The organism is Oceanobacillus arenosus, assembly GCF_003369575.1.
In the GTDB taxonomy this organism is placed as follows: domain Bacteria; phylum Bacillota; class Bacilli; order Bacillales; family Amphibacillaceae; genus Oceanobacillus; species Oceanobacillus arenosus.
Map to the genome: position 1 here is coordinate 394,954 of NZ_PIOC01000001.1, position 16,011 is coordinate 410,964.

A 16,011-nucleotide genomic window follows, 5' to 3' on the forward strand; every position below is an offset into this window, starting at 1 on the left:
GTTTGTGGTTAGAAAACTTTGTTGCACTTATGTAGTAAGAAATATTTTATAATTTTTAACTACCAAACCAACGATATTACAGAATGAATAGATTTACATTACAAACGCCCTATAATGACCGATTATTTTATGACATAAAAGCGAAACTTATGCTAATCTATAGATGTACAAAAGAAAAGGTTTCATTACATATTTTGGGGGTTATTTACATGAAGAAACTCGTCATTTTAGGCGGGGGTTATGGTGGCATAAAAGTATTAGCAGGACTACTTGATTATCAATTACCTGAAGACATACATATTACTGTCATAGATCGTAATCCATTTCGTTCATTGAAAACAGAATTCTATACGATTGCAGCAGGCACGGTTGCTGAGAAAGATGTGCGTGTTGCGTTTCCAGACGATAAACGCGTGCAGTACGTTTTTCGTGATATTACAAAAATTGACACTGAAAACCAGCAAATCCTCTTCCAAGATCCTGAAGATACACTTGCCTATGATTACTTAGTAATTGGTCTTGGTTGCGAAGATAATTATCACGAAACACCTGGTGCAATGGAATTCACAGAAAGTGTGCAAACCTTCAATAAAGCACGAAATACAGGAGTTGCAGTCGGTAATTTAAAGGCATACGGGAAAGTATCCATCGTTGGGGCAGGTCTAAGTGGAATTGAAGTTGCCTCGGAAATTAGAGAAAGCAGACCCGATTTGAACATCCGCCTGCTTGACCGTGGCGCAACCGTATTAAAAGCATTTGATTCCAAAATCCAATCCTATGTAGAGGACTGGTTTATCGAAAAGAATGTCGATGTGATCCACCATTCGACTGTTGAATATGTAGAAAAAGATGGTGTATGCAATAATGGTGTTTGCTACCTTAATGATGTCACCATTTGGACAGCTGGTGTACGACCAAATCATTTAGTAAGAGAATTACCTTTTGCTAAAGATATTCATGAAAAAATTACGCTTAATGACTACTTCCAAGTTCCAACCAATCCAAATGTATATGTATTAGGAGACTGTGCATCGTCCTATTACTCACCAAGTGCACAGTTGGCAGGGCAACAAGGAGAAAGAATTGCTGAAGTGCTGTTAGCAATACTCAATGGAAAAAGTCCGAAGAAGCCTAAGGAAATCAAGCTGAAAGGAACGCTCGGTTCACTAGGTAAGTCAGATGGCTTTGGCAACATGATGAAAACACCATTCACAGGATTTTTACCTCGATTAGCGAAGTCAGGTGTATTATGGCTTAGTAAACGTCATTAATAAGTTGAAAAGGGATCAATTGCATTTGCTTGATTCCTTTTTCATCCAAAAAAATAACTCAGATTGATATTACTCAAAGGGGAATAACTGTGGAGATAAACTACAACCTAACAGAAGAGGATTACCTGAACTTTAACCTTTTTCATATGAAAAACTCTAAATCTGTTATGAAATCGCTAAATATACAACGATTTTTAACACCAATATTCTTTATCTTAATATCCTACCTATTTTCTCTAATTAGTGACACACCGTTCCTATTCGCATTTATACCCTTTTTACTGATAAGCATCCTTTGGTTCGTCTTTTATCCAAAGTTCTTCTACAAAACCGTTATCCGAAATGTAAAGAAAATGATTCGTGAGGGGAAGAATAGTGGATTAATCGGAGAACACCATATGATCCTTACAGAAGTTGAAATAACGGAATCTACCGCAACAGACGAAATCAAGGTGAAATGGTCTGGCATTCAGGCATTTAAAGAGGATGATGAATACTTCTATCTTTATAATAGCTCCGTAAGTGCCTATATCCTGCCAAAAAGGGAATTAAAGAATGCAGATGACGTAAAGGATTATCTGAAAAGCCATATGATTAATTAATCATAAACTAGGAGCGAACAGTATGCCGTACTGATCGCTTTTTTTGTCGGCAAATTTACCTAAATTTAATATCCAGTTAGTACTAGCTTAATAGTCTTTCGTTATGCTAGATATAGTAATTAAGAATATTAATTTGGGAGGTACAGTAATGCGATTCCTAACTAAATTTAGTATCAGTTTCGTTTGTGCTGTTCTATGGTTCTTTTAATTCAACTATCTCTCAACATCATAAATCTTTAAGCTCGGTAACAATTAATCTGCTCTTTTGATTGAGATTAATTTCCTAGATAATATCTACAAGCCCATACTAACTTACTCTTTCTCCGGATGATAATCCACGAACTCATGATGGTTTGCACTTTCTCCACGTAGTATCCTCACCCCAATCTGATATTAAAGAAAATCTTCTCCCCATTTTTCTATTTAACTTTCCCATTCCATAATTAGAAAAATCGCAGTGCTATCCTCAGCACTGCGATTTTTTTATCATTTATAGTGTTTCTCCATTACTTTCAATCACTTCTTTATACCAATGGAAAGAATCTTTACGGCTTCTCGCTAATGTACCTTCATCATCTTTATCAACATAAATGAAGCCATAACATTTCGACATCTCACTGGTTGACATAGAAACAAGGTCGATTTGCCAGCCCCATTCGGAAGCTTCCAGATAAGGGTTTTTCAATGAATTCATCAAGTTCCCTTCTGTCACTTCGCCTTCTGGTGATGCAGAAGATAACATTGACTTATAGTAGCTAAATGAAATGCAATCCACTGGATATTGTTTTAGAATTTCATCATCACCAGTTTCTTTAACATTTTCAATGTCGATTTCAGCAAAGAAGCGATCCATATATTTCGGATATTCAACACGAGCATGTACATCTGTGAAGAATAAGTTTGCTTGGTTATCCTGCTGTGCCTTCAATACATCTTCAGGATTTGGTGTGAATCGATCTTGGTTCTCCTATAAGGCAACATTATTATTGAATACCTTTTCATTAGCATTATTATCACTTTTCCCTTTTGAATGTAAAAAGCCTGCCAAACAGTAACAATACACTGATTATTGATTGCGTTTTCCTTTGAAAGTATTTTACTATTATTAGCCTATTACAATTAGTCGTAATTTTAACATTCATCTAATAAAAGAGAGCCTCGCTATTCAGCTATATCCGTTATGCCTTCACTTCCTGTAACATCTCCTCTATCGCTACAGCTACACCGTTCTCAATATTTGACTTTGTCGTATAATCGCAAAGGTCTTGAATACCTTCAGCTGCATTTGCCATTGCAACACCACGACCAGCCATTTGCAGCATACTCGCATCATTCCAGTTGTCACCTAAGGCCATTACATCGTCCATATCGATTCCCATGCTGTTAGCAAGGTGCTCTAAGGCAATTCCCTTTTGTGCATCTGGATGATTAAATTCCAAATTGATATCTCCGGAAGAAGTGATTGCGATGCCCGCTTCAGATTCTAATCGCTTACGCGCATTCATTAATTTCACTTTTTCATGGGAAAATGCTAAAATTTTATATATTTCAAGGTTTTCAATTGAGAATACCTCCATATAATTGTCGACGAATTCCACTGGTTCTGCTTGAAAGCGAAGGTCTGCCATTTTACGAACTTCCTCTTCGGAAACATGTGGATTAGCTGACTTCATAATATCGACAAGCACTTCTTGAAAATGCTCTCTACTGACAGAATAAATCCCGTTACTAGTAAAAAACTCGATATACATTTCCTCGTCTTGGCAAACTTGAAGCACCTTTTTACTCTCCGACATATTAAGCGGGACCTTTCGAATGATGTCTCTTTCTTCGGAAAATGTTAATGCTCCGTTCAAGCTAATGACTGGTGACACAATTCCCACAGCTTTTAACGGCTTACTTGCAGACTCATAGGATCTGCCAGTTGCGACAACAAACTTGATGCCTTGGTCAATCGCTTTTTTGATCACTTGTGCATTTTCTTCACTAACAACGCCCTGTTCATTTAAAAGTGTTCCGTCCAAATCTGATGCGATGAGTTTCATTTGTTTGCTCCTTACTTATTTGCTTTTCATTATTTTATAAACACTATTCATTTCTATTATACTATGTTTCCTTTTACTTTTCAGAGGGCACACTGAAAATGGATATTAAGAAATCTTTAAACTTATATTAAGGCGGGTTTCTAAAAGATTATTGCTTTATTGGAGAGGAATGATTATTTGATGTATTGTGCGGACTAACTTTGAATGTTATTACTTCCTTGGCCGTCGCTCCAGAAATACACTACGCTTTTCGCGGGGAGCTGGTGAGCCTACTCACGCTATCGCGCTTCGTAGTCTCACCTAGGCTCTTCTTCCCGCAGAAGTCTCCGTGTATTTCTTCCGCTGGGGATAGTGAAAAATCTAGAAATATAAGAATGAAAGACCCCTGAACTATCGACTTTGATTGCAGTAATATACTGGAGACTCATGGGGAAATACCAACTGTCCGCCCGATAGAAAGTTACAATTGTTATTAGTGCGCACTTTATCTAAATAGCAACAAACAATACAAATGGAACTTAGAAAAAGAGCATGTGCCACTGTTTAAGTAGCACATGCTCTTTCACTTTATTATTCTGCTGAGCCAACACTAGCCCATTTGTATTCATATGGTGCCCCAAATGGATTTAAGAACACGCCTTCTACTTTAGGTGAAACTAACTGTGCACGTGAACTTTGATAGATTGGTGCAATAGCGGCATCTTCAAATAAAATCTTCTCTGCTTCTAAGAAGTTCTCATAGCGTGCAGCATTATCTGTTGCAAGCGTTGAAGCTGTTGCTTTCACTAATTCATCATACTTAGCGTTTGAATAGCCCATGTTATTGTTTCCACTATCTGTCGTCCAAAGATTCATGTATGTGAATGGATCAAGGAAATCTGGACCCCATCTAGAAATTTGCATTTCATAATCCATGTTTGTATCTAAATCAAGTCGTTGTTTTTTTGGTACTTGTTTTAAGTTGATTTTTAACCCTGGTAAATTCTTTTGTAATTGATTCGCAATGTACTCCGTCATTACTTTCGTTGTCTGATCGTCATCAACTAATAATTCAAGCTCCACTGCTTCGGTTCCAAGCTCTGCTAATCCCTTGTTCCAGAATTCAACCGCAGCTTCTTCATCGTAAGTCATGAGGTCTCCATTAACTGCTCGGAAATCTTCGCCGCCATCTGGTAGTGGTGTGAAATCAGCTGGAATTAAACCATTTGCAACGAATGAACCATTATTAAGAATTTCATCAACTAAGGATTGTTTATCAAATGCTCTACTTATCGCAGCTCGAATATTTGTATTAGCAAGTGCATCTGATGTTGTTTCATTTAACTTAATAAAGTAAACAAATGTATCTGCTGCAACTGCATAGTCTTCATGTGATGCATATTGATCCACTAGATCCGATGTCAAATCAACACGGTCAACTTTACCTGTTTCATATAAATCAACGGCAGTTTGTGGCTCTTTAATAACCTCGAATGTTAGTTTGTCCAACTGAACCGTTTCTGCATCCCAGTATTCTTCACTCTTCACAAGTTCCCAATTGTTACTTGTACTCGTCCAGTTTTCAATCGTAAATGGACCATTTCCGAGTACCGTTTCCGAACTAGTTGCAAAGTTTTCTCCTTGTTCTTCAACAAATTTCTCGTTTAAAGGTAAGAACGTACCAAACGATGTTAACGTTTCGAAGTATGCAGTTGGGTTTTCAAGTTCAACAACTAATGTGTAATCACCATCTGCTTTTACCCCTAATTCTTCAACTGGAAGCTCTCCGCTACTTACTGCTGTAGCATTTTTAATTACGTCATTCATCATATATGGTCCATATTCAGAACCTGTATCTGGGTTTACTGCACGTTGCCATGCATATACGAAGTCATGTGCAGTTACCGGATCCCCGTTTTCCCACTTGCCATCTTCACGTAGTGTAAATGTCCATGTTAGCCCATCTTCACTTACTTTATGATCGATTGCCATACCATCGACAGGTGCTGTATTCTCATCTAAACGATATAGCCCTTCCATTGTCGCTGCCAAATAGATGAATGAAGATTCATCCGTTGCTAGCGATGGATCCATAGATGGAATCGTCTCTGGGTTTGTTAGATGAAGTACTTGTTCCTCTTTTTCTGCAGCAGAGTCATTTCCTGCTCCCTCTTCCTTTGGTGCATTTTCTGTATCTCCGCCTGAACATGCTACTACTACACTTAGCAATAATCCAAATACTAGTAATAACATCCAATTTCTTACTCTCATTGTAAATCCCCCTTAACTACCTTTTTCTGAAAATTTTCGTTGTTTCCATTAAAAAGAAACCTGTAAGTAATTATACCTAAATATTCTAATATTGCAAGGGAATTTTTTAAAATAATAGAATAATGATTGAATTAAAAAAGCTAGAGTAAGCATCCACTCTAGCCTTTTTTAAAGATTTTACGATTAAACTTGAATCGCTTTCGTTTGTAATTGAATCCAATTATTATTCTCTTTCATAGCTGCAATGGCCGTCGTTATTTGCTCCTCTACTCGGTTTTTTGCTGTTCCACCTGCAACATTGCGCGCATTAACGACAGCTTCTGGAGTTAATACATCAAAAATATCAGCCTCAACTAGGTTAGAATACGATTGAAATTCTTCCAATGACATATCTAGTAAATACTTTTTATCATTAATACAAGCTAACACGACTTGACCAACAACCGCATGGGATTCTCGAAATGGCATCCCTTTCCCAACTAAATAATCTGCTAAATCTGTCGCATTTGAGAAATCCTTACGAACAGCGGCATACATTTTTTCCTTTTTCACTTGCATCGTTTCAATCATTGGTGCAAACAATGCCAATGCACCCCTTAAGGTTTCGACAGTATCAAACATTCCCTCTTTGTCCTCTTGCATGTCTTTATTATATGCTAGTGGCAAACCTTTCAATGTCGTTAGCATTCCCATTAAATGACCATACACACGCCCAGTTTTCCCACGAACAAGTTCTGCAACATCGGGGTTTTTCTTCTGTGGCATCATACTGCTTCCTGTTGAGAATGCATCATCCAATTCAACGAAATTAAACTCAGCACTCGACCATTGAACAATTTCCTCACATAGTCGTGATAGATGGGTTGAGATTAAGGATGCATTCGCAAGAAACTCGACGACAAAATCGCGGTCACTCACTGCATCTAAACTGTTTTCACTTATACCGAAAAAGCCAAGTTTTTCAGCGACAAGCTGTCGATTAATCGGAAAGGTAGTACCAGCTAAGGCACCTGCACCAAGCGGCGATTTATTCACTCGCTTAAAGCTATCCATTAGCCTTTCCACATCACGCTGGAACATAAATACATATGCCATCATATGATGACCAAATAGGACTGGCTGTGCTCGTTGCAAATGCGTATAACCAGGCATGACCGTTTCCAAATTCGACTTTGCTTGATTTAATAAGGATTCTTGGACCGTTCCAATTAATTGAGCAATTTCTATAATCGCTTCCCGTAAATACAGTCGCATATCTAATGCCACTTGATCATTTCTGCTTCTTCCCGTATGAAGCTTTCCACCAATGGCACCTATTTCCTCAATTAATAGCTTCTCAACGTTCATGTGGATATCTTCGTTCTCAGCTGTTAAAACAGCTTCCCCAGCATTTATCTTCTTAGCGACGATTGCTAAACCAGCTGCAATGGTATCTGCATCTGCTTCTGGAATAATTCCACAGGCCTTTAACATCCCGACATGTGCGATACTTCCCTGAATATCGTATTTTGCTAACTTTTTATCAAAGTAGATTGATGCTGTATATTCATCAACTAATTGATTTGTTGGCTTGGTAAATCTTCCACCCCATAGTTTCACTTCTTAACAGCTTCCTTTACCCCAAGATTGACTTTATCAATTGAATTATCCTTCTCTTTGTTTGTACCATTAACAGCAGAATGTACCTTCGTTGGTAATCCCCATAATTTAATAAAGCCTAATGCTGCCCCGTGATCAAATGCATCATCCTTATTGTAGGTTGCAAGATCGAAGTCATATAATGAGTTTGCTGATTCACGACCAATAACTTGGGCGCTTCCTTTATATAATTTAACTTTTACCGTACCAGATACATAGTTTTGAGTTTGCTCGATAAATGCTTTTAATGAATCGGTTAGCGCTGAGAACCATAAGCCATTATAAACCGTTTGTGCAAATTTCTGTTCGATGATTGGTTTAAATTCTGCCAGTTCTCTCGGTAATGTTAGTGCCTCTAACTCTTGATGGGCAGCAATTAATGTCAATGCAGCTGGTGCTTCGTATATTTCACGTGATTTAATCCCTACTAACCGGTTTTCCACATGATCAATTCTTCCTACACCGTGTTTTCCTGCAATTTCATTCAATTCTAAGATAAGCTCATCTAATGGAAGTGCCTTTCCATCAATTGAAACAGGCTTCCCTTGTTCAAATGTAATTTGGATGGTTTGTGGTTCATCCGGGGCGTCAACTGGATCAACTGTCAGATCAAATGCTTCCTTAGGAGCCTCTGCCCAAGGGTCCTCAAGTATCCCACATTCATTACTGCGTCCCCATAAATTTTGATCAATACTAAATGGATTATCTAAATCAATCGGTATCGGGATATTATGTGCCTTTGCATATTCAATTTCTTCTTCTCTAGACATTGCCCATTCTCGAACAGGTGCAACAATTTGAAGCTCTGGATTTAATGCGGTAAAGGCGACATCAAATCTTACTTGGTCATTTCCTTTTCCAGTACAGCCATGAGCAACAGCAGCTGCACCTTCCTTCTCAGCAATATCTACAAGAATCTTCGCAATCAACGGACGTGATAGTGCAGAGATTAATGGATACTTCCCTTCATATAAGAGATTTGCTTGAAGCGCAGGCAGTACATATTCATTTGCATAAAGTGATTTTGCATCGATAACATAGGATTTGATTGCACCAACATCGAGTGCTTTCTTTTGTACAAAATCCAAGTCCTTCCCTTCCCCAACATCAAGTGCAACAGCGATAACATCATAATTATATTTTTCCTGTAACCAATTAATAGCTACAGAAGTATCTAATCCACCAGAATAAGCTAGAACAATCTTTTCTTTTCCCATTTTTCAATTTCCCCTTTCATATTTTACTATGTATGAATTATTATGCATTATATTGTATAATAATTCAAGTAGTTTTTTAACTATTTTAATTTATTTTGCAAAACGTGATATTTTATATAGGAGCACAGGCTTACCGCTCCGAAAATACACTACGCTAGGGAGAATAAACCCACCAACTATTGACCAATCTCCAAATAAGTTTGAGCCTTTAAAATTGTTGCACTTAGTAGTGAGAAAGTAGTTATACTTTCTTACCTACCAAAAAAGTCGGGCATCCAAAGTAGATTTACTACCTTGAATACCCGACTCTCCAACATTGTCTTATAGGTTTTTTAATGCGTCTGCAATAGGTGTATCCCCTGACAATAGGTCAAATGACTGACGATATGTCTTTTCTTCATTAAGAGCTGCAACAATTGTACTTGCAACATCCTCACGTGGAACTGATCCACCTGGAAGACTTTCTGCAATCGATACTTTCTCTGTTCCTGGTTCATTTAATAATCCACCAGGACGTACGATTGTATAATTTAGTGCACTCGCTACAAGTGCTTCATCTGCATAATGCTTCGCAGCCATGTATGGTTTAATCGGACTGTCTGCCCATGAATCACGTTTGTCAGCACCAATAGCACTCACAATGATAAAGCGTTCCGCACCAACCTTTTCTGCCGCCTCTATCGATTTGATTGCCCCATCTAAATCAACTAATATCGTTTTATCTGCTCCAGTATTACCACCAGATCCGGCAGTGAAGATCACTGCATCACTGCCTTCTACAGCACCTGCGATTTCCTCCACAGAACCTTCTAAATTTGCAACAACAGCATTCACACCCGATTCTTTTAATGCCTCCGCTTGTTCCTCTCTCCGAACCATCGCTTTCAGTGAATGCTCCTCACTTTCCTGTAATTGTCGTACAAGATGCTTCCCGATTTGCCCATTCGCTCCAATTAATAGTACCTTCATTGTAATAATCTCCCCTTTACTACTAAAAATACTTACTATATGCATTGTTTCAGAATACGAACTATTAATCAAAGCATGTGCTTCATGAAATTTATTCAGCACTGTTATTTCTTTTTACGTAATTTTATGCAATATTTTGTATTTCAAAATGGAAATTCATGAAAAATATCAGTGACTACAACTAACACAAAGCGTGTCATCAATTCAATACAACATGTAATATAATTAATGGTAAGCAAAAAAGACTGACCCAGGGGTAACCACCCCACGGCCAGTCTTTTTTGCTTTTTATCTTAACCGAATCGACCTGAAATATAATCTTCTGTACGTGTATCACTCGGATTTGTAAAGATATTATTTGTGTTATCATATTCAACAACTTTTCCATCTAGGAAGAAAGCAGTTCTGTCAGAAATACGGGCTGCTTGTTGCATATTATGTGTAACAATAATAATTGAGTAATCATTCTTCAATTCTTGAACTAATTCTTCGATACGAAGTGTTGATTTAGGATCAAGCGCTGATGTTGGCTCATCCATTAAGATAACATCTGGTTGAACTGCTAAGCAACGAGCAATACATAAACGTTGCTGTTGTCCACCTGAAAGTCCATAAGCATTTTCATTTAGTCGGTCTTTTACTTCATCCCAAATGTAAGCACCACGAAGGCTCTTCTCTACTACTTCATCTAAAATTTTCTTATTACGGATACCATGGATTTTCGGACCGTATGCAATATTGTCATAAATAGATTTAGGAAATGGATTCGGCTTTTGGAATACCATTCCAACTCTTGTTCTCAAGTCCTCTACTTTAAATGACTTATCTAAAATGTTCTTCGATTGGTACGAAATCGTTCCCGTTGTACGTACACCTGGAACGAGTTCAACCATACGATTTAATGTCTTGATATATGTTGATTTTCCACATCCAGAAGGCCCGATGATTGCTGTAACTTCCTTCTCGTAAATGGATAAATTAATATCTCTTAATGCATGTGTTTCTGAGTACCACAAGTTTAAATCTTTCGTATCGTAAACAATGTTACGATTTTTATTCGTTGTATCAACGGCAACATTATCCACTTTAAGCTTTACAGTTGATTTCTGATTTTCTGATGAAGAACTCATCGTTTTCCACTCCTTAATATCTTATGTCCATCCTCAATAATACCAAAACGAATCATCTCTATTTTCTTTAGTACCGCGCATTAATATCTTTGCTGGAATTTGTTTCGAATAAAGATAGCAATGGAATTTAGGATAAATAATAGTAAAAGCAATACGATAATTGTTGCTGCAGCTAAGTTTGCATATTCAGCAACTAAGGACGCATCAAGTGTCCAGTAGTAAATCTGCATTGGAAGTGCTGTAAATGTATCTAGTAATCCATTTGGGAAAGGAAGTAAAAATGCAGGAATACCTAATACAGTTAAAGGAGCAGTTTCACCAATAGCACGTGATAAAGCTAAAATCGTACCCGTTAAGATACTTGGTAAAGCAGCAGGTAAAATAACGGTTCTGATTGTTTGCCATTTTGTAGCACCCATTCCATATGCTGCTTCCGATAAATGCTGTGGAACTGCTCGAAGCGCTTCCTGAGCAGAAACAATCAAGATTGGTAATACGAGCAGAGATAACGTTAATCCACCGGCAAGCACAGCATTACCGAGTCCTAAAAACCTTGAAAATACAGTTAAACCCAAAAGTCCATATACAATCGAAGGTACACCGGCCAAGTTAGAAATATTCGTTTGAATGAAATTTTGGAACCATCCTTTTTTAGCATATAACTCCAAGTAAATAGCCGAACCAATTCCTATGATAATAGTAACAGGAATCACGACTAACATCGTCCAACTAGTACCTAAAAGTGCCCCCATAATCCCAGCTCTATCAGGATTTGATGATAGTTTTGCCGTTAAAAAATTCCAATCCAGCCAGCCAATTCCTTGCATAAGGACCCGAATTAGTAGAATTGCGAGTACAACAAGCCCAACTAATGTTGAAAGGAAAAAGATTACTTTCCAAATATTATTATTGCGAACTCGGGAATTCATCCTAGCCTCTAATCTGTTTGCATCAATTTGTTTCATAATTAATATTCCTCCCTAAATTTACGAGAGACATATCTTGCAAGTAAATTCATAATAAGTGTAAATACAAATAATGTTAATGCAACAGCATATAAGCTATAGTATATTGTCGATCCAGCTGGTGCGTCTCCTCCAGATACTTCAACAATATACGCAGTCATCGTCTGCATGGATTGTGTAATGTCAAATGTGAAGTTTTTGGAACTACCACTTGCAATCGTAACAATCATTGTTTCACCGATTGCACGAGATATACCAAGTACGAAGGATGCAATAATTCCAGATAATGCGGCAGGAATTACTACTTTTATCGTTGTTTCAAGTTTAGTTGCACCCATTGCAAGCGAACCTTCGCGCATTGCATTTGGAACTGATGTCATTGCATCTTCAGATAATGATGCAATCATCGGGATAATCATTACGCCCATAACAAGACCAGGACTGAGTATATTTGTTGCATCTACACCAGGGAAGATGGATCTAATAAGAGGTGTTACAAAAGTGAATGCGAAAAAACCGTACACGATAGTCGGTATTCCGGCAAGTACTTCTAGTAGTGGTTTGAGTACTCTTCTTACTTTATCAGAAGCGTATTCACTCAAATAGATTGCAGACATTAGCCCGATCGGACCTGCCACAAGCATCGCAATAATAGTAGACATAATTGTACCATTGATTAGTGGTAATACACCAAACTCAGGGTTCTGACTCAGTGGTTTCAATATTGTTCCAGTGAAGAAGTCCCAAATTGGTACCCTTTTGAAAAATTCAACTGCCTCTGTAATTAATGTAAGAACAATTCCTATTGTTGTTAGAACTGAAATGATTGCAATGATGAATAGAATCGTCGGAATTGCTTTTTCAAAATAATTAGAAAAGCTCTTCTTCTGCTTATTTCTTGCGATCATTTCTCCAATATCAACAGCATTCTTCTTGTTTAAATCGCCGTTTGTTGCCATTTTATTGTGGCACCCCTTCCGCAACATCGCTTAAAAACTCATAATAAGATGAGAGCAACGCGTTAGTTAGCTCTCATCTTATTAGATTATATATTAGTTTTTTATAAAACGCTATTTAATTATTGAATTGCGTTTAATTCATCAAGTAATGCTTTTGCTTCTTCATCTGGAATTGGTGCGAAACCAGTTTCTCCAGCGAAAGTATTTGTGTTTTCCATTACATATTTAGCATAATCAAGCACTTCTGGTTTTTCTTTAGCCATATTTACATTTAGGTAAGTATATACTGGACGAGTGAAGTTAGCATAATCTCCTTCTTCTCCAATTGTATCAAGTGACGGTACTACTGCACCTGCACCAAAGTCAACACCTACTGCTTGTACTTTTTCTTGGTTGCTATTGTAGTAACCAAATCCGAAGAATCCAATTGCATTTGTGTCTTCAGATACTAGTGTTACAAGTGTTGAGTAATCTTGTTGAAGATTGATATCACTAACTAAATCTTGTTCTTCAAGAATGTTTTCATAGAAGAATTCATAAGTACCGTGGTTTTCGTTTGGTCCGTAAGCTTGGATTTTCTCATCTGGCCATTCTGCGTTAATTTCAGACCATTTAGTTACTGTACCAAGGAAAATATCTTTTACTTGTTGTTCAGTAAGTTCTGTTGCCCAGTCATTAGCTGGATTAGTTACAATTGTTAAACCATCTAATGCTACTTTAAGTTCTTTAACTTCAATTCCAAGTTCATCAGCTTTCGCTTGTTCTTCATCTTTAATTTTACGAGAAGCATCATTAAAGTCTGTTCCATCTTCTACTAGGAATTTTTCAAATCCAGCACCTGTACCTGCACGACTTACTTCAACAGATACTCCTGGTTGATCTACTGTCATATATTCTTCAGCAATTCTTTGCATTAATGGGAATACTGTACCTGAACCATCGATTACAACACTACCTTCTAAATCTGTTGCTGCATCTTTTTCTGTTGTTGCATCACCTGCTGCTTTATCTTTTTCTGTTGTTGCATCATCTGCTGCTTTATCTGTATTGTCTTGCTTTGCTCCACCGCATGCTACAAGCACAACTGCAAGTGCTGCTACTACTAGGAACATAAGATACTTTTTGAAATTCATGACTAAATGTCCTCCCTATTGTGAACTATTTATTTTCGAGCTGAGTTTTGCTCTCAATTGATAGTATAGTGGGTAAATATTAAGATTGTGTGTAGTGAATGTAAAGGTTTTGTAAATTTATGTAGTAAAAGTCCCCCTAATTATGTAGATTATTGTAAAAACATGTGCCATTAAGCCCTGTTACCCCACTATTACCACTTTCTCCTTATATCATTTGCACTAATTTATTTGTTATACTACTTTTATTCATTATTTTTTAAGGAGTGTAAACACGTTGCTTACCTTTTTTAAAATCATATTTCAAATCGTGATACTGTATATCATCTTTCTATTAGGTCAGTGGATTCAACAATCCCTTCATCTATTTATCCCTGGAAGTGTAATCGGAATGATCATCCTCTTCCTATTGTTACTATTAAATATCGTCAAACCATTTTGGATCGATTTGGGAGCCAAGTTTATTATTAGGCATCTGGCCTTTTTCTTCATTCCTATGACGGTAGGTGTGATTGATTATCTTGATTTATTTAAAGGTGATGGTCTTCTCCTAGTAATTATCGTAATCATTAGTACACTACTCGTAATGATTAGCTCTGGTCTCGTAAGCCAATGGCTAGTGCAAAGGAAGGAAATTAACAATGACTAACCTATATATCGGTTTGATTGCGATCATTGGAACGATAATTATTTATATTTTATCAGCAAAACTCCATGATCGATTCGCTAAGCCCTTTACAATACCAATGCTCATCTCAACCATTTGTATCGTTATCATTTTACTCATTCTAAACATCCCTTACGCTACATATATGACTGGTGGAAGATGGGTAAATGAATTTCTTGGACCTGCAGTTGTTTCTCTCGCCTATCCTCTTTACATGCAGCGACACACCATTAAGAAGCTATTCATTCCAATCTTAAGCGGAATAATTGCTGGCGCAGTTATTGGTGTTCTGTCTGGCGTACTACTAACGAAATGGACGGGCTTTAGTGATGAAATAATCGCTACAATTAGCACTAAATCTGTTACTACACCAGTTTCAATGGCAATTACGAAATCTATTGGGGGCATTCGCCCATTAGCAGCTATCCTTGTCATGATTGCAGGGATTAGTGGTGCAGTTCTGAACGAATTGATTTTCAAACTATTCCATATCGACCATTATATTGCCAAAGGAATCGCTTTAGGCAGTGCATCACATGCTATCGGTACGGCTACATCAATGGAAAAAAGCCTAATTCAGGGATCTGTTAGTTCCATAGCAATGGTCATTAGTGCGATAACGGTTTCGATTATTACTCCAGGTATTATTGCAGTTTTATTGTAGGTCTGAATCAATTTTTGATAAACAGGGCAGAATTATTCATTACATACCCTGTTTATACTAGAATTGAAACCATATTTTCTGATAATCAAACAACCTATATTTCCTCATTGTTTTTATTTGTTACATATTCATTCGGCGATTCTCCACCAACAGAATTATGGTTTTTATATTGGCTCTTTCTTCCATTCCGATGCTCGCCGCTGTTTTCATTTGCTTTAAATTGCCTGTTTTTCTGTTCCTTATTTGTCATACTATGCCTCCTCCGTAATTTAGTTTAGTTTAAGGAATTATTGGTTATTTATACGCTTCATGAATAAAACGTTTCATTTCCACCCCAAAAACAAATTCCGATTCGATTGTAATAGTAACTGTTGATTAGATTTGCTGATTTTCGGAGCGACCGATTTAAGAGCACTTGATATCCAAAATTATGTTGCACTTTATATCAATTACCTGCAGACAGAACAGGGGGGGGAAAGTGGAATATTAGCAAGACTGGGGAAA

Annotated in this window: 14 protein-coding genes and 1 pseudogene; 4 read left to right on the top strand and 11 right to left on the bottom strand. The window is 37.3% G+C overall.

Features of this window, described 5'->3' with window-relative positions; all coding sequences use genetic code 11:
• The first annotated feature begins 209 nt into the window (after positions 1-209).
• Together CWR48_RS01695 and CWR48_RS01700 are read left to right on the top strand one after the other, a co-directional pair.
• Positions 210-1,271 carry an NAD(P)/FAD-dependent oxidoreductase gene (locus CWR48_RS01695; RefSeq protein WP_115771303.1) on the top strand — a complete coding sequence of 354 codons (1,062 nt, stop codon included), beginning with the start codon at positions 210-212 and terminating at the stop codon, positions 1,269-1,271.
• Positions 1,272-1,360: 89 nt separating this feature from the next.
• Positions 1,361-1,873, top strand: a complete 513-nt coding sequence (locus tag CWR48_RS01700; protein ID WP_115771304.1) for a YcxB family protein — start codon at positions 1,361-1,363, stop codon at positions 1,871-1,873.
• Positions 1,874-2,363: 490 nt separating this feature from the next.
• On the opposite strand, the pseudogene CWR48_RS01705 reads toward CWR48_RS01700, so the two are convergent.
• From CWR48_RS01705 to CWR48_RS01750, 10 genes and pseudogenes are all read right to left on the bottom strand, one after another.
• Positions 2,364-2,822: pseudogene (locus CWR48_RS01705) on the bottom strand (family 1 glycosylhydrolase); the annotation flags it as partial.
• A 229-nt stretch (positions 2,823-3,051) separates the two neighbouring features.
• Positions 3,052-3,918, bottom strand: a complete 867-nt coding sequence (locus CWR48_RS01710; RefSeq protein WP_115771305.1) for a Cof-type HAD-IIB family hydrolase — start codon at positions 3,916-3,918, stop codon at positions 3,052-3,054.
• Positions 3,919-4,488: 570 nt separating this feature from the next.
• Positions 4,489-6,168 (bottom strand): peptide ABC transporter substrate-binding protein, encoded by a 1,680-nt coding sequence (locus CWR48_RS01715; RefSeq protein ID WP_115771306.1) that lies wholly within the window; start codon positions 6,166-6,168, stop codon positions 4,489-4,491.
• 183 nt (positions 6,169-6,351) lie between these two features.
• Positions 6,352-7,767, bottom strand: coding sequence for an argininosuccinate lyase (gene argH, locus CWR48_RS01720; protein ID WP_115771307.1), 1,416 nt, complete (start codon positions 7,765-7,767; stop codon positions 6,352-6,354).
• Complete coding sequence (locus tag CWR48_RS01725) at positions 7,764-9,023, bottom strand: argininosuccinate synthase (RefSeq protein WP_115771308.1); 1,260 nt, start codon at positions 9,021-9,023, stop codon at positions 7,764-7,766. Before CWR48_RS01725 ends, argH begins: the two co-directional genes overlap by 4 nt.
• 321 nt (positions 9,024-9,344) lie before the next feature.
• On the bottom strand, positions 9,345-9,992 hold the full coding sequence (locus CWR48_RS01730; protein ID WP_115771309.1) for an SDR family oxidoreductase: 648 nt from the start codon (positions 9,990-9,992) through the stop codon (positions 9,345-9,347).
• 293 nt (positions 9,993-10,285) lie between these two features.
• Positions 10,286-11,122, bottom strand: a complete 837-nt coding sequence (gene pstB, locus CWR48_RS01735) for a phosphate ABC transporter ATP-binding protein PstB (RefSeq protein WP_115771310.1) — start codon at positions 11,120-11,122, stop codon at positions 10,286-10,288.
• A gap of 80 nt (positions 11,123-11,202) precedes the next feature.
• On the bottom strand, positions 11,203-12,087 hold the full coding sequence (gene pstA / locus CWR48_RS01740; RefSeq protein WP_115771311.1) for a phosphate ABC transporter permease PstA: 885 nt from the start codon (positions 12,085-12,087) through the stop codon (positions 11,203-11,205).
• A gap of 2 nt (positions 12,088-12,089) precedes the next feature.
• Entirely contained in the window at positions 12,090-13,046 is a 957-nt protein-coding gene (gene pstC / locus CWR48_RS01745; protein WP_115771312.1) for a phosphate ABC transporter permease subunit PstC, read from the bottom strand.
• Between the two features lie 119 nt (positions 13,047-13,165).
• The gene (locus tag CWR48_RS01750) at positions 13,166-14,179 is read right to left on the bottom strand and encodes a PstS family phosphate ABC transporter substrate-binding protein (protein WP_115771313.1); all 1,014 of its coding nucleotides are present in this window, start codon (positions 14,177-14,179) and stop codon (positions 13,166-13,168) included.
• Between the two features lie 274 nt (positions 14,180-14,453).
• On the opposite strand from CWR48_RS01750, the gene CWR48_RS01755 reads away from it, so the two are divergent.
• Entirely contained in the window at positions 14,454-14,825 is a 372-nt protein-coding gene (locus CWR48_RS01755) for a CidA/LrgA family protein (RefSeq protein ID WP_115771314.1), read from the top strand.
• On the top strand, positions 14,818-15,507 hold the full coding sequence (locus CWR48_RS01760; RefSeq protein WP_115771315.1) for an LrgB family protein: 690 nt from the start codon (positions 14,818-14,820) through the stop codon (positions 15,505-15,507). The genes CWR48_RS01755 and CWR48_RS01760 overlap by 8 nt, the downstream gene beginning before the upstream one ends.
• 94 nt (positions 15,508-15,601) lie before the next feature.
• Here CWR48_RS01760 and CWR48_RS20260 read toward each other — a convergent pair whose 3' ends face one another.
• Positions 15,602-15,757, bottom strand: coding sequence for a hypothetical protein (locus CWR48_RS20260; RefSeq protein WP_170140660.1), 156 nt, complete (start codon positions 15,755-15,757; stop codon positions 15,602-15,604).
• Between the last annotated feature and the right edge of the window lie 254 nt (positions 15,758-16,011).

Bases quoted from the DNA above. Each gene is read 5' to 3' on its own strand.
- CWR48_RS01695 (WP_115771303.1), top strand. From the start codon at position 210: ATGAAGAAACTCGTCATTTTAGGCGGGGGTTATGGTGGCATAAAAGTA.
- CWR48_RS01715 (WP_115771306.1), bottom strand. From the start codon at position 6,168: ATGAGAGTAAGAAATTGGATGTTATTACTAGTATTTGGATTATTGCTA.
- CWR48_RS20260 (WP_170140660.1), bottom strand. From the start codon at position 15,757: ATGACAAATAAGGAACAGAAAAACAGGCAATTTAAAGCAAATGAAAAC.
- pstA (WP_115771311.1), bottom strand. From the start codon at position 12,087: ATGAAACAAATTGATGCAAACAGATTAGAGGCTAGGATGAATTCCCGA.
- CWR48_RS01725 (WP_115771308.1), bottom strand. From the start codon at position 9,023: ATGGGAAAAGAAAAGATTGTTCTAGCTTATTCTGGTGGATTAGATACT.
- CWR48_RS01730 (WP_115771309.1), bottom strand. From the start codon at position 9,992: ATGAAGGTACTATTAATTGGAGCGAATGGGCAAATCGGGAAGCATCTT.
- CWR48_RS01750 (WP_115771313.1), bottom strand. From the start codon at position 14,179: ATGAATTTCAAAAAGTATCTTATGTTCCTAGTAGTAGCAGCACTTGCA.
- CWR48_RS01760 (WP_115771315.1), top strand. From the start codon at position 14,818: ATGACTAACCTATATATCGGTTTGATTGCGATCATTGGAACGATAATT.
- CWR48_RS01710 (WP_115771305.1), bottom strand. From the start codon at position 3,918: ATGAAACTCATCGCATCAGATTTGGACGGAACACTTTTAAATGAACAG.
- pstC (WP_115771312.1), bottom strand. From the start codon at position 13,046: ATGGCAACAAACGGCGATTTAAACAAGAAGAATGCTGTTGATATTGGA.
- pstB (WP_115771310.1), bottom strand. From the start codon at position 11,122: ATGAGTTCTTCATCAGAAAATCAGAAATCAACTGTAAAGCTTAAAGTG.